We start from the raw sequence: 13,544 nt of genomic DNA, 5'->3' as shown, positions 1-13,544 counted from the left end.
ATGCAGGCTCATAAAGTCATCTGGCAGGAAGGGATGTTGCTGCGCCCCCAGCACCTGCAACATAACGACCGTTATTACCATCAGCAGCTTAATCGAACTCGCTTGCTGGGCAGTGATGCCTGGGGTTTCCTGAGCCTGGACATCGACCTGCAATACCTGAACCTGGGCAAGCTGGTGGTCAATCAAGCCAGTGGCGTTTTGCCGGACGGCAGTCTTTTCGAGTTGACCACCGCCATGGCGCCACTGGTGCTGGAGGTGCCGGCCAACGCGGGTAGGCAATCGGTGTACCTGGCGTTACCGATGACGACCGGCAATCAGGTTGAAACCCGCACGCAGGAGGCACCGGAGGTGTTGGCGCGCTACATCGCCTGTGACATTGAAGTGGCGGACTCCAATGCGGGCCGGGACGCTCGTTGCCAGATCAGTTGCGCACGGCCGGATTTGCGCCTGTTGCTGGGTGAGCAGCCGGGGGATGAGGTCTACGTGAAGCTGAAGATTGCCCAGGTGCTGGAATGCTCTGCTGAAGAGGGGCTGCGTATGGAGCCTGATTTTGCCCCGACGTTTATTTATGTGCAGGGCTCGGGGTTTGTTTCGTCCTGCCTCAAAGAAGTGATCAGCCTGCTCGCCAGCCGGGGGGATGCGATTGCTGAGCGGATGGGCGGCAATGGCGCCACGGCGGGTGCGCAGATTGCGGACTTTTTGATGCTGCAACTGATCAATCGGACCGAGCCGGTGTTGCGCCATTATCTGGTGCAGGCGCAAGTGCGTTCAGAGGCGTTGTTCCGCGAGATGCTGTCGATACTGGGCGAACTGGCGACGTTTGCCAGCGACAGCAAACGTGCCACCCAGCAGGTGCGCTACCTCCACGGCGACCAGGGCACGAGTTTTCGTGGGTTGATGGCGGGGTTGCGCACAGTGCTGTCGATGGTCTTTGAGCAGCATGCCCTGGAGCTGGTACTGCAACAGCGCCAGTATGGGGTAATGGTCTGCCCAGTGGCCGATCTCAAGCTGCTGGGCACCGCGACATTCATCCTGGCAGTCGCGGCTCAATGCGACTCGGAAGAACTGCGCCATCGTTTGCCGGCCCATCTGAAAATCGGTCCCGTAGAGCGCATCCGCGAACTGGTCAACCTGCACCTGGCGGGCATCAAGGTCAAACCACTGCCGGTGGCGCCCCGCCAGATCCCTTTTCATTCCGGTAAAACCTATTTCATGCTCGAACTCAGTGCCCGGGATATCGCGCAGTTGGAGCAATCGGGTGGTTTTGCGTTCCATGTCGGCGGCGAGTTCAGCGAGTTGGAACTGACCTTCTGGGCTATCAGGAATTGAACAGCATGAACATGGACAGTGATTACCCGCTGGATGAAAAAACCGTGTTGCTGGATCGTAACGGCCACGGCCCGGTACAGCGCCCGGTGACGGACTTTCCCTCGCCACCGCGTTTTGAACAGTTGGAAGACCGCATGGTCTACGCCGCCGCTGTGCAGGGCGCTCAACGTTTCAACGTGGGCCTTAACCCGCTGGTGACAGCGGCCTGGGAACTGATGTGCGAGGTGCTTGAACTTAAACTCAGCAGCGGTCGGGAAAACCTGCAGACGCTCAATGAGCGCCTGGCCGCAAGCCTCACACGCTTCGAGGTCCGCGCCCAGCATGAAGGCATGGAAAGCGCTCAGGTGATTGCTGCTCGCTATGTGCTGTGCAGCGTCGTTGATGAAGCGGTAGTCACCACGGCGTGGGGAAGTCGCAGCGACTGGTCGAAGATCAGTCTGCTGAGCCGTTTTCACAACGAAACCTTTGGCGGCGAAAAGTTTTTCCAGCTGTTGGAGCGACTGTCTCGCGACCCCGTAAAGCACTTGGCCATGCTGGAACTGATGTACCTGTGCCTGTCGATGGGTTTTGAAGGCAAATACAGGGTCATGGAGCGCGGCGTGACCGAGCTTGAGGGCGTCCGTGACGCCTTGTATCGCCAGATAAGACACGTGCGTGGCGACCCGGTGTCTGTGTCCGCCTCTGTTCCCCGACCGGAGCCGGCACGCCGCAAACGGCTGCGCACACTCTCCGCAACCTGGTGTGTGGCGTTGGGCTTGATCGCTTTGCTGGCGATGTATTCGGCAACTGCCTGGGTACTGGAGCAGGAGCGAGCCCATGCATTGCAATCCTTTCAATCTTCGGCGCCGGAACTGACTCCGACGCCCTTGTAACGCTGGGAACATTGAATGAACGCATTCTTCAAGGGCGCGGGTAACCTGCTGCGCATCGTTTGGGTATGGAGCTTGTTGCTGGTGCTTTCCAGCGCGTGCCTGGTGTGGTTTTTCGGGCCTGTGCTGGCGGTGGATGACCACCGGTTCTGGCAAGGTGCTACGGCTCGGCTCGTGACTATCAGCGGGCTGTTTCTGCTATGGGGGCTGGCGATGGTCATTGCGGGCGCACGCCACAGCGCAAGGTCCAAAACCGACGAAAGCCGGGCCGACCGTCAGCATCCGGGGCTGGTAGAGGATGAGCGCAAACAGGTACGCGCCCGTTTCAAGGACGCGCTGCACACCTTGAAAACATCTCGCCACTATTTCGGGCGCAGCGTGCGCTCACGCAACGAACTGCCCTGGTACTTGTTGATCGGACAGCGAGGCAGCGGCAAGAGCGCTTTGCTGGCAGCGAATGGCTTGCAGCGCCCGCCGGATCACCTTCAAGCCGCATCATCAGGGGCCACCGCCTACTGTGACTGGTTCTTCGCCGATCAGGGCGTCCTGATGGAGAGTGCCGGACGCTACCTGGACCAGCCCGACCGCGCGGTCGATGCCGCAGGTTGGTCAACATTACTCGGGCTGCTCAAGTCCAGGCGGCGAGTACGTCCACTCAACGGCGTGGTGGTGACGTTGTCGGTGGACACCCTGTTGGGCAGCAATGAGCATGATCTGGAGCGCCATGCACGGCATGTGCATTCCAGGTTACAAGATATCCAGCAGACGCTGCATATCGATATTCCGGTTTATCTGGTGCTGACCCACGCTGACCACATCCCAGGCTTTACCGCGTTTTTTGATACGCCGCACGACAGCGCCGCAGAGGGCGTACTCGGTGAGCTGATCACTGGCAGCCACACGGGTGTGCCTATGGCGCAGGTGCGTCAGGTGTTCGAAACGTTGCTGCAGCGCCTGAGTGGCGAACTGGTGCAGCGCCTGCACCAGGAGCGCAATGTCGAGCGCCGTGGCTGGATGCTGGGTTTTGTGCCCCAGGTGGCACGCATCGGTGAGCGTTTATGCCTGTTTATCGAAGTTGCGTTCTGCGCCCATCGCAATCAGCGCATCCAGGGGTTGCGAGGTTTCTATTTGACCTGTGCCGGTGAGCGGCACGAACGCTTTGTCCAAGGTCTTTTCAACCAGGTGATTTTCGCCGAGGCCGATCTTGCGGGGCTGCACGCCGAGGAGCACCGACGCATTCGTTGGCAGCAGGCGGGATGGGCGAGCGCCGTAGCACTGGTCATCGGTGCGGCGGGCATGCTCTGGGTGCACAGCTATGGGATCAACCACCAACGCCTGGAGCTGTTGGCGCAGTTAGGTCAAGTTAATACGCCAGCCCCGGACGATGCGGACCATACGTTGGGGTTACTGACATTGCTGGACAATCGCCTGGCGGCCACCCGGGTGTTTCCGCCGGTGTCAGAGGCCGGCGTGCTGGAGAGAGCCGGACTGTTTCAGGGTGAAGTGAGCCGACCACCGTTGGTCAGTGCCTACAACGACGCCCTGCAGCAAATGGTCGCCCAGGTCGCTTCGCTGCTCGAAGAACAGGTGCGGTCGAGCCTTGGGGATCGCGAACGGTTACTGGATAACCTGCGCGCCTACCTGATGCTCAATCTGCGCGAGCGACGTGATGCCGGGTGGCTGGCGGAGCGCGTGGCGACTCGGTGGTCCGAGCGCTATGCCGGTGAGGCTTCGACGCAGGCGCGCCTGAGTGAGCACTTCGGCCGGCTGCTTGAACAACCTTTTGCCGCGCCACTCAATGATGAACTGGTCGCCCAGGCTCGCCAGGTGCTGCGCGGAGAGTCGCTGGCAGACGTGGTATATCGCGTGCTGCGCGAGCAATCGCACACGCTGGAGCCCAGCCGTCTCACCGACGGCACTGTGTTCATGGCGCTGGACCAACCGATTTCCGGGTTTTACAGCAAGCGCTATGTGCAGTATTTCGACCAGCAAGGCCCGCGATTGGTTAACGCGATTGTCCTGGACAATTGGGTGCTGGGGCAGGCGACTGACCTCAGTGCGATGGAATTGCGCCGGTTGATAGTCGAGCTCGAACAGCGCTATTTCAGCGAGTACGCCGACGCGTGGAGCCAGGCCCTGGGCCAGATCCGATTACGCGAAACCGAAAACCTGCGCCAGGACGCCGAACAACTGGCGAGCCTCACCTCGGCGCAATCACCACTGGTGTTGTTGTTACAGCAGGTGCGTGAAAATACCCGTTTGCTATCCACTGATGACCCGATGTCAGCGGTGCCCCACGAGGCCGGTGACGTGGCGGCTATCGCTCAGTCGATGGCTGCCCGTGTACGCGCGGGTGTTTTGCCCAAGCCCACAGGCGATGACGCTGCAAGACGCGCCTTGCAACGCCGTTTCGAGCCTTTGCATCAACTGCTTGATGAGCAGCAAAACCCGGGTGAGCAACTGACCCAGGCGTTGCGCCAGCTTGATGCTGTGCACCTGCAAATGGCAGCGCTGAACCGCGAAGGGTCACCGGAGCAGGCGGCTTTCCAGATGGTGAAACGGCGTATGGAAGGGCAACAACCTGGGTTGGGACAGTTACGCGATATTGCCGCACGTTTGCCGCTGCCGCTCAAAGGTTGGGTCGAGGGCCTTGCCGACGACAGTTGGCGGCATTTGTTCGATGAGGCCTATACGCATGTGAACCAACGCTACCAGAGCGAGGTGTATAGCCTGTATGCCAAGGCTATTCGCCAGCGTTACCCGTTCAATGCCCATGCCAGCAGCGACGTGGCCCTGGGCGACTTCGAGGAGTTTTTTAAACCCCAGGGCGTGCTGGCAAGGTTCCATGAAACCTACCTGCGCCCGTTTATCAGCGCCGACGGCGGGCGTTATCGCTTGCGCGGCCTGGAAGGCCAGAGCCTGCCAATGTCGCGCGCGCTGCTGGAGCAACTCGGCAAAGCGCAGACCATCCGCCGTGGTTTTTTTGGTGGCGACCCAGGCGAGTTGTCGGTTCGATTTACGTTGGCACCTTATAGCCTGGATCAGGCGGTCAGCCGCGCGGTGTTGAGCTTTGGCGGTCAGCAGTTGGAGTACCGTCATGGGCCGATTGTGCCTGTGACGTTCCAGTGGCCCAGCGAGGTGGAAAATGGTCGCAGCAGCCTGGTATTGGAACGAGGTGCACAGCGGCCGTTGGGCATCGAGAAGAACAGCGGGGCCTGGTCGTTGTTCCGGTTTTTTGACTTGCTGCACAGCGAGCCCGCCAGTGGGCGCGATGCGCAGATACTCAAGTCCGACCTCGCTGGTTTGCGTGCCAATTACCTGTTGGTCAGCCAGCGCACACCCAGCCCGTTTCAGATGGACACGTGGCGCACGTTCCGTTTGCCGGAGCGGCTGTGACCGCGCCGCAAGCCGCCGCAAACAGCGCGGCACGTACTCAACGTGGCAAGGCCAGGCAGCGCAACGAAGATGCGTTCCTCGACTGCCCCCAACAAGGTTGCTGGGCGGTTGCCGACGGTATGGGCGGCCACCGGGCCGGACACAGGGCCAGCCAATGGGTGGTCGACAGCCTTGCCGCGTTGCCGGTCCACGGTACGTTCGATCAGCGCATCGATGCGGTGCGGCGATGCCTGCAACGGCTCAATCAGTGTTGGGGGGATAACACCTCACCGCCGGCCGCAGGTCGCGACGACAGGATGGGCAGTACCGTGGTGGTCCTGCTGCTGGAGGGCCGGCGCGCAGCGTGTATCTGGGCGGGGGACAGCCGCTGTTACCTGTGGCGAGGCGGGCGGTTGTATCAGCTGTCGCGCGATCACTCACTGCTGCGCCAATTGATGGATGAGCAGCGATTGAGCCTGGCGCAGGCCCAGGCGCATCCCGACGCCAGGGCATTGACCCGCGCCGTAGGCGCGCGGCACCCGCTGAAACTCGAGGTGCTGGAGTTGGGCGCGCACCCAGGCGATGTGTTTGTGCTGTGCAGTGACGGTATGTACCAGGCGATGACGCACGCCGAGCTGGGCTGCGCCATGGACAGTGGTACGCCGCAACAGGTGGTGGCGCGGCTGTTCACGGCGGCGCTACGCGGGCCGGCGCGGGATGACCTGACGGCCGTGGTGGTGCGCGTATGACCACGGCACCTGGCATGCCCACCTTGCTGGCGGGGCGTTATCACCTGGAGCGCGTGTTGGGCTCGGGCGGCATGGGTGTGGTCTACCGGGCGCGCGACCTGCTGCATGAGCAGTTTGGCGAGCCCTGTTCCAGCGTGGCAATCAAGGTGCTCGGTGAGAATCTCCGCCTGGCGCCCGATGCACATGTGCTGCTCTACAGCGAGTTTGCCCTGACCCGCAGCCTGCAGCATGAGCGCGTGGTACGCATGTTTGCGTTTGAGGTGGATATCAGCAGCCAGATCGCGTTTTTCAGCATGGAGTTAATGCACGGTATGACCCTGGACCGGCTGCTGCTGGAGTGTCCCGATGGCTTGCCGTGGCGTGAGTTGCAGCCTCTGGCTGTGCAGCTGCTGGATGCTGTGGCGTATGTGCATCGTCAAGGTGTGCTGCATGGGGATGTGAAGCCGGTGAATATCATGGTGGGTGAAGAGGGCATTCGTTTGTTCGATTTCGGCCTCGGGCAGGCGACGGCGGAGGCGATGGCAGGGCTGGCGAGTGTGAGTCGTGATCGTTTTAATGCCTGGACACCGGCTTATGCTGCGCCGGAGTTGTTGGCGGGCGGTGCATTGACGGCGAGTGCTGATCTGTATGCGGTGGCGTGTGTGGTGTATGAGTTGGCCCATGGCAAACGCTTGGGCGAGCGTCGGGCCACTGAGCGGCTGGAGCGCCCCCGGCAGCTGCCCGCAGCGTGTTGGCCAGCCTTGCGCTTGGCGTTGGCGATGGATCCTGAGCGCCGAACGATCAGCGTGGAGGCGTTGGGCGAGGTTATGGCGCGTTGTCGATGGCGCTGGTTCAGGTAGCTATGGGTGCCTGCCAAGGTATCGATTTGGCCTACGCTGTGTATCGGCTGTTCTGTGGGAGCTGGCTTGTCGAATCGTCGCACCGCTGCGATGCAGCCATCTCGGTGTGTCAGGTGCACCGAGCTGATGCCATCGCAGGCAAGCCAGCTCTCACATGACCTACCCAGCCAATTCATGCAGCCGGCAGTACTCTTCCCACCCCAACCCCGCCATCTGGGCGACTTCTTTATGCACTTCCAGGCGCTGAGCCTCAAAAGTTTCAGCCGACTCGGCCGTCAACTTGAGCGTCAGCTCCCAGGCAAACAGATTCTGGCGCTCAGCCTCGGCCTCGAAAGCTTCATGCAAGCGCTCGGCGCGATACTGCGCGAGGGTTTCGCCTTTGGCTTGGGCGGCCAGAGGGTTGAGGGTATCCAGTTGCGTCGCCACCTGGGGGTGTTCATTCAAGAAACGGTCCAGGGCGCGCTGGTGGTTATCACCGGGTTCTGACAAGGGCTTACTCCTGATGGGATGAAGTGAATAGATGGGGTCACGCACAAGGCTTTGCAATCAGCTGGCGGGCAATCGCCACGTAGGCGGGCAGGGTCGCTGGCCTGGGCATCGAGAAAACGGGTTTGAGGGCTGACCTGACGGCCCCGATACACCGCGCAATCTGAAATTAATTCTGAATAATTAATTGTAGTGCGGCAAAAGCCTTTCGCTACCGGTAGGTGGCCGTGTAGCGTTACATGGGATTTTTGGGCACTGCCAAGCATGGGCAGAAAGCGATACGGGCAGAGGGACGGGGCATGGCGCAAACGCTGTTCAAACTTTTCCTCACCCAACGCCTGGCGGCCTTGGCCAGTACCGAATCATTGCGCGCCATCCGTGAAGGCTTGCTGTGGATCCTGCCGTGCCTGCTGGTGTCTGCCGGTTTCCTGATCTTGGCTGAATGCGCCAAGGTGCTGGGCTTCGATCCGCAGGTGGTGGCCTTTCTGTCGGGGTTGCATAACCAGATCAGCTCGGTGATCCCGCTGCTGGTGGCGGCATCGATTGGCTACATGCTCGCCATCCAGCACCGGCTGCCACAATTGCCAGTGGCATTTTTGTGCCTGGCCCACGTGGTGATCGCCACCTTTGTATTGCGCGACTACCCGCGAGCATCGGCGACGTTTGTATTGTTTATCGCCATCGCTTCGCCGCTGTTGAATGTGCCGACTATCGCCTGGCTGCACCGTTTTCGCTGGACGCGGCTGGTCAACGAAGACTTGGTGGGCCACAACCTGCGCGGCACCATCAACATGGTGGTGCCCGGCGCGATTACAGCGCTGTTGCTGGTGGTGGTGTTGTCGTTGATGTTGCAGATTCCCTATGTGGCGCAGCTACAGGGGCCGCAGGTACTGGATGCATTGCAAACGCCGTATGGCAGCGGATTGTTTGTGACCTTGATGAATTCGCTGCTGTGGTTTTTCGGCATTCACGGTGTGTACGCCATGCAGCCGCTGTTTGATGTACTGGACCAGGCCGTAGTGCTCAATGGCGCCGCGCTGGCGGCGGGTGAACCGGTCAAGTACCTGCTCAACAGTGGCCTGCTCGGTTCTTTCGCGTTTATCGGTGGGTCGGGCGGGGCGTTGTGTTTGCTGCTGGCGATCCTGTTGTTTTCCAAAAGCCAAACCATGCGTTTGCTGGCAATGGCCAGTCTGCCGCTGTCGTTGTTCAATGTCAGCGAAGTGCTGTTGTTCGGCTTGCCGATCATCCTTAACCCACGCTTGTTTATCCCGTTTCTGCTGGTGCCGGCGTTCAACACCCTGCTGGCATTGACGGTGGTGCAGTTGGGCTGGGTATCGCCGGCGGTGGCCAGCGTGCCATTTACCGCGCCAGTGCTGCTCAATGCCTACCTCAGCACTCACGGCGACGTGGCGGCGGTGGTGCTGCAAGTGGTGCTGTTGGGGCTGGGCACGTTGGTGTATGCGCCGTATGTGCGCGCGATTCATCGCCAGTCCAGTGAGGGTGGCACGGTGTACCTCAAGTCGTTGGACATGACCTTCCGTGGCCTCGAAGAGAAAGGCCGCCTGCTGGAATTGGACCCGGTGTTGGCGTCCCACAAGGCGGCCGCCCGTCAGGCAGTCGAACTGAGCCGTATCCAGCAGATCAGCGATTACGAGTTCTACCTGGAATTCCAGCCGCAAGTCTCGACCCGCACCGGCCTGTGCACCGGCTGTGAGGCGCTGATGCGCGCGCGGGACAGCCAGGGCACGGTGCATTCACCCTGGGAGTTCCTGCAATGGCTGGCCCAGGCGCGGTTGATGCCGGATGTTGATCTGTGGGTGGCGTCCCAGGCCGTGCGCCAATATCAGAAGTGGCAAAAGATCGGCTTTGCCTTGCCCATGACCATCAATATTTCCAGCGCCACGCTCACTCACGCAGGCTATGGCGATCGCCTGGTGGAGATCCTCGCCCAGGCCTGTGGCCAGATCTCGGTGGAAATCACCGAAGATGCATTGGTGGGTGATGTCCAGGCCACCCGCCAGACCATCCAGAGGCTCCAGGCGATCGGCGCCAAGGTGTATATCGATGACTTCGGCACCGGGTTTTCGGCCTTGAGTTACCTGCATCAGTTTCCGGTGGACTTTATCAAGATCGACCGCAGTTTCGTGGTGGCCCAGCGCGACCCCAAAGGCGCCCAGGTGTTGACCGGCATGTTGCGCTTTTGTGAGGCGCTGAACCTGGGCGTGGTGGTCGAGGGCGTGGAGACCGCCGAGCAGTTGGCCTTTTTGAATACCGGCACCGAGCTGTTTATCCAGGGCTGGTATTTCAGCAAGGCGCTGCCCGGCGACCTGCTACCGGGCTTTGTCCGCAGACGTGCGGCGGCTCAGGCTTAAGCGTGGGCGGACGCGTATTCGCGCCGGGTTTGTTCAATCGCTTCGACCAGGTCGTCGATACCCGCCAGGCGTGCACGGTTGTCATGGTCCCAGGGGTGAAAGCCCGGTTTGAAATAGTGCAACCACGGCCGCAGCATGCGTGGGAACACGCCCTTGGGTCCGTATAGAAACTTGAGCATGCGCCAGAACCCCTTCAGGTGCCCACCGGCTTTGCGGTCGGCCAACAGCAGGCGCACATGGAAATCAAACACGACCAGCCAGAACAGCAGCGTGGTGGTCAACATGGTGCCGGTGCGCAACAGATAGCGCATCGGCCCAGGCTTGATCACGGTGTTCCACACATCGAACGCCACGGCCTTGTGCTCGGTTTCTTCAAGGGCGTGCCAGTACCACATCTGCTGGTAGCCCTTGAGTGACTCGCCAAAACGCGACGGGTCGCTGAGCAGGATTTCCGCGAGCATCGCGGTGTAGTGTTCCAGGGCGATGGTCACCGCCAGGTTGAACGACGGTGGCAGGTGTTTCTTTTGCAGGTCGAGGAAGAACTTCAGGCGCTTGTCGAGGGTGTGCGCCGGCAGGCCGGCCGCTTGCAAGTGATCGTTGTAGGCCACGTGTTCGCGGCTGTGCATGGCTTCCTGGCCGATAAACCCCTGGATTTCTTTCTTCAACGCCGGGTCGTCGATGCGCTGGCGGTAGTGGCGCACGCTGTCCATGAAAAACAGCTCGCCCTGGGGAAACAGCAGCGACAACGCGTTGAAAAAGTGCGTGATGAACGGGCCTTGTTCGTGCCAGTCCTTGATGCGCTCGGCAGGCAAGGCAAAACGGATATCGCGACGGATCGGCAGCATGGTGCGTGCTCCTGTTCAGAGTCGGGTTTCGTCGTTGGTTTCGAACACCGGCGTGCGCGGTTTGGGCGCCATACGCTTGCTTGCGAACACCACCAGGGCCTGATAGGCCGCCGGCAGGCACCGGGCGAGCAGGTCGAGAAAATACGCGTCGCGACCGATCAGCACGCGGCGCTTGTTCTTGCGCACGGCGTGCAAAATCACCTTGGCGGCCTGGTCGGCGTCGGTGATGAAGAGTTTTTCGAAGTCGGCGCGGGCCTGTTGCTCGCTGTGAATCAGAAAGCCGGTCATGTTCGCGTCGATACGGCTGCTGCGGCAGATATCGGTGCGAATGCCGCCGGGGTGCACGCAGGTGGCGGACACACCGCAGCCTTGCAGGTCGAGCTCCTGGCGCAGCGATTCGGTAAAGCCGCGCACGGCAAACTTGGTCGCGTTGTAACCGCTCATGCCCGGCTGGGCAAACAGGCCGAACACGCTGGAAGTATTGATCACATGCCCTTCGCCGCTGGCTTTGAGGTGCGGCAGAAACGCCTTGGTGCCATGCACCACGCCCCAGAAGTTGATGCCGACGATCCACTCAAGGTCGGCATAGTCCACACCCTCGACGGTGCTCGACAGCGCCACGCCGGCATTGTTGAAGATCAGGTTGACCTGGCCATGCTCGGCCGCGCAGCGTGCGGCCCAGTCTTGCACGGCCTGGCGGTCGGCCACATCGACGACGTGGGTGGTGATCATGATCGGCGACAAGGTTGAAGACTTGATCAGCGCCAGGGTGTGTTCCAAGCCTTGGCTGTTCTTGTCCGAAAGCGCCAGGTGGCAACCTTCGCGCGCCAATGCGAGGGCCAGGGCACGGCCCATGCCGGAGGCTGCGCCGGTGATTGCCGCCACGCGGCCATTGAATGACTTCATGACAGGCTGCCTTCTGCAGTGGGTTGCGGGGCCACAACCGCGCGCGGCGCGGAGGCCGGCAACGGGTTGGCGAGGTAGTCCTTGAGGGCAAAGTGCCGGGTGATTTGCTTGAAACGCCAGGTCGATCCGGGCCACAGCGTGGTGTTTTTGCCGGTGCGCGGGTCCAGGTACCAACTTTGGCAACCACCGGTGTTCCAGATGGTGCGCTTGAGCTTGTCCTGCAGTTGCTGGTTGTAAGCCTGTTCGATGGCAGGTTTGACCTCGACCGTGGCAATGCGCTGGTGCTGCATGTGCTTGAGCGCATCGAGGATGTACCTGACCTGGGCCTCGATCATCAGGATCATCGAATTATGCCCCAGGCCCGTGTTAGGCCCGACAATCAGGAACAGGTTGGGATAACCCGGCACCGTCGTACCTTTATAGGCGTGGGCGCCGTCGCGCCAGGCGTCCATCAGGTCGACACCGTCGCGACCGATGATGCAGTCGCGGGGCAGCGGGTCGGTGGCCTGGAAGCCGGTGCCGAAAATCAGGCAGTCGGCCGGGTGCTTGATGCCGTCGCTGGTGATCACGCCATCGGCTTCGATGCGCAGCACCGTGTCGGTGACCACCTCGACATTGCTGCGTGACAGCGCCGGGTAGTAGTCATTGGAGATCAACACGCGCTTGCAGCCGATGGTGTAGTCCGGCGTCAGGGTTTTGCGCAGGGAAGGGCGCGCCACCTGTTTGCGCAAGTGGCGCAGGGCGATCTTCTGCACCATCTTCATCAGCCGCGGGTGCAGGGCAAAGCCCACCACGCGGCCTTCCAGCGCCCAGTAAAAGGCGCCGCGCACCAGGCGTTGGGTAAACGGCAGGTGTTTGAAGGCCCAGCGTTCGAGCCTTGAAATCTCGCGATCCGGCTTGGGCATGATCCACGGTGGCGTGCGCTGGAACAGGTCCAGGTGCGCCACCTGCGGGGCAATCTGCGGCACGAACTGGATCGCACTGGCGCCGGTGCCGATCACCGCCACGCGCTTGCCTTTCAACGAATAGTCATGATCCCAGTGCTGGGAGTGAAAGCGTTTGCCCTTGAAGCTGTCCAGCCCTGGAATATCCGGCAACGCCGGGCGTGACAGGCCGCCCATGCCCGACACCAACACCCGCGCGCTAATCTTGCGGCCATCGCTGAAACTCAGTTGCCAGCGTTGCTGCTGCTCATCAAACACCGCACGTTGCAGGCCCATGCCGAAGCGCAAATAGGGCGCCAGCCCGAACCGCTGCGCGCAGTGCTCAAGGTAAGCGCGGATCTCCGCCTGTGGCGCAAATTGCCGCGTCCAGTTGGGGTTGGGCGCAAACGAATACGAATACACATGGGACTGCACGTCGCAGGCGCAGCCAGGGTAGTGGTTGTCACGCCAGGTGCCGCCCAGGGTGTCGGCCTGCTCGGCGATAAAGAAGTCGGTAAACCCGGCTTCCTTGAGTTTGATCGCCATGCACAGGCCGGCAAAACCTGAACCGATGATGGCGATGTCGATGGAATCACTGTGGGCATTCATAGGCTGTCCCTCATGGGCATCAGATGTGCTCCTGTTTTTGTTTTGTCTTTTAGATAGAACACCATTGCAAAGAAAAAATGAATTAATTATTTTAAAAAAGATTTTAAATAATCTACCTGAAAATATCGCCTACGCTAGGACCTTGTTCGCAATGTGCGCCTTGTCCGACAGACGCGCACGTTATGCAGCAAGTCCGGGTCCAGGGTGTGGACGGTGGCTGAGGCCTTGACCAATACCGGTCA

At 60.9% G+C, this 13,544-nt stretch carries 10 protein-coding genes; 6 read left to right on the top strand and 4 right to left on the bottom strand.

Annotation, left to right across the window (positions count from 1 at the left end):
* From tssK to GIW28_RS12540, 5 genes are read left to right on the top strand one after another with little or no spacing between them, the layout of a single operon-like run.
* A complete protein-coding gene (tssK, locus tag GIW28_RS12560; protein ID WP_099547825.1) occupies window positions 1-1,329 on the top strand; it encodes a type VI secretion system baseplate subunit TssK in 1,329 nt (442 codons plus the stop codon).
* Between the two features lie 5 nt (window positions 1,330-1,334).
* Complete coding sequence (icmH, locus tag GIW28_RS12555; RefSeq protein WP_099547826.1) at window positions 1,335-2,201, top strand: type IVB secretion system protein IcmH/DotU; 867 nt, start codon at window positions 1,335-1,337, stop codon at window positions 2,199-2,201.
* A gap of 15 nt (window positions 2,202-2,216) precedes the next feature.
* A complete protein-coding gene (gene tssM, locus GIW28_RS12550) occupies window positions 2,217-5,594 on the top strand; it encodes a type VI secretion system membrane subunit TssM (protein ID WP_236447613.1) in 3,378 nt (1,125 codons plus the stop codon).
* Window positions 5,591-6,322, top strand: a complete 732-nt coding sequence (locus tag GIW28_RS12545) for a PP2C family protein-serine/threonine phosphatase (RefSeq protein WP_170040051.1) — start codon at window positions 5,591-5,593, stop codon at window positions 6,320-6,322. Before tssM ends, GIW28_RS12545 begins: the two co-directional genes overlap by 4 nt.
* Entirely contained in the window at window positions 6,319-7,161 is an 843-nt protein-coding gene (locus tag GIW28_RS12540; protein WP_099547829.1) for a serine/threonine-protein kinase, read from the top strand. Before GIW28_RS12545 ends, GIW28_RS12540 begins: the two co-directional genes overlap by 4 nt.
* A 159-nt stretch (window positions 7,162-7,320) precedes the next feature.
* Here GIW28_RS12540 and GIW28_RS12535 read toward each other — a convergent pair whose 3' ends face one another.
* Window positions 7,321-7,650: a DUF6388 family protein gene (locus tag GIW28_RS12535; RefSeq protein WP_169987799.1), complete on the bottom strand. Its 330-nt coding sequence runs from the start codon at window positions 7,648-7,650 to the stop codon at window positions 7,321-7,323.
* A 296-nt stretch (window positions 7,651-7,946) separates the two neighbouring features.
* Here GIW28_RS12535 and GIW28_RS12530 point away from each other — a divergent pair, with 296 nt between their 5' ends.
* Window positions 7,947-10,019 (top strand): EAL domain-containing protein, encoded by a 2,073-nt coding sequence (locus GIW28_RS12530; RefSeq protein ID WP_236447612.1) that lies wholly within the window; start codon window positions 7,947-7,949, stop codon window positions 10,017-10,019.
* Here GIW28_RS12530 and GIW28_RS12525 read toward each other — a convergent pair.
* The 3 genes from GIW28_RS12525 to GIW28_RS12515 are packed head-to-tail and all read right to left on the bottom strand — an operon-like array spanning window position 10,016 to window position 13,302.
* Window positions 10,016-10,864: a metal-dependent hydrolase gene (locus tag GIW28_RS12525; RefSeq protein ID WP_099547831.1), complete on the bottom strand. Its 849-nt coding sequence runs from the start codon at window positions 10,862-10,864 to the stop codon at window positions 10,016-10,018. The two genes, GIW28_RS12530 and GIW28_RS12525, sit on opposite strands and share 4 nt — an antisense overlap.
* A 15-nt stretch (window positions 10,865-10,879) precedes the next feature.
* Complete coding sequence (locus GIW28_RS12520) at window positions 10,880-11,770, bottom strand: SDR family NAD(P)-dependent oxidoreductase (protein WP_017136814.1); 891 nt, start codon at window positions 11,768-11,770, stop codon at window positions 10,880-10,882.
* Window positions 11,767-13,302 (bottom strand): flavin-containing monooxygenase, encoded by a 1,536-nt coding sequence (locus GIW28_RS12515; RefSeq protein ID WP_236447611.1) that lies wholly within the window; start codon window positions 13,300-13,302, stop codon window positions 11,767-11,769. Before GIW28_RS12515 ends, GIW28_RS12520 begins: the two co-directional genes overlap by 4 nt.
* Window positions 13,303-13,544 lie beyond the last annotated feature (242 nt).

Source organism: Pseudomonas sp. PA-5-4B, from assembly GCF_021606215.1.
Lineage (GTDB): Bacteria > Pseudomonadota > Gammaproteobacteria > Pseudomonadales > Pseudomonadaceae > Aquipseudomonas > Aquipseudomonas edaphica.
This window is presented reverse-complemented; position numbering and strand designations above follow the sequence as displayed.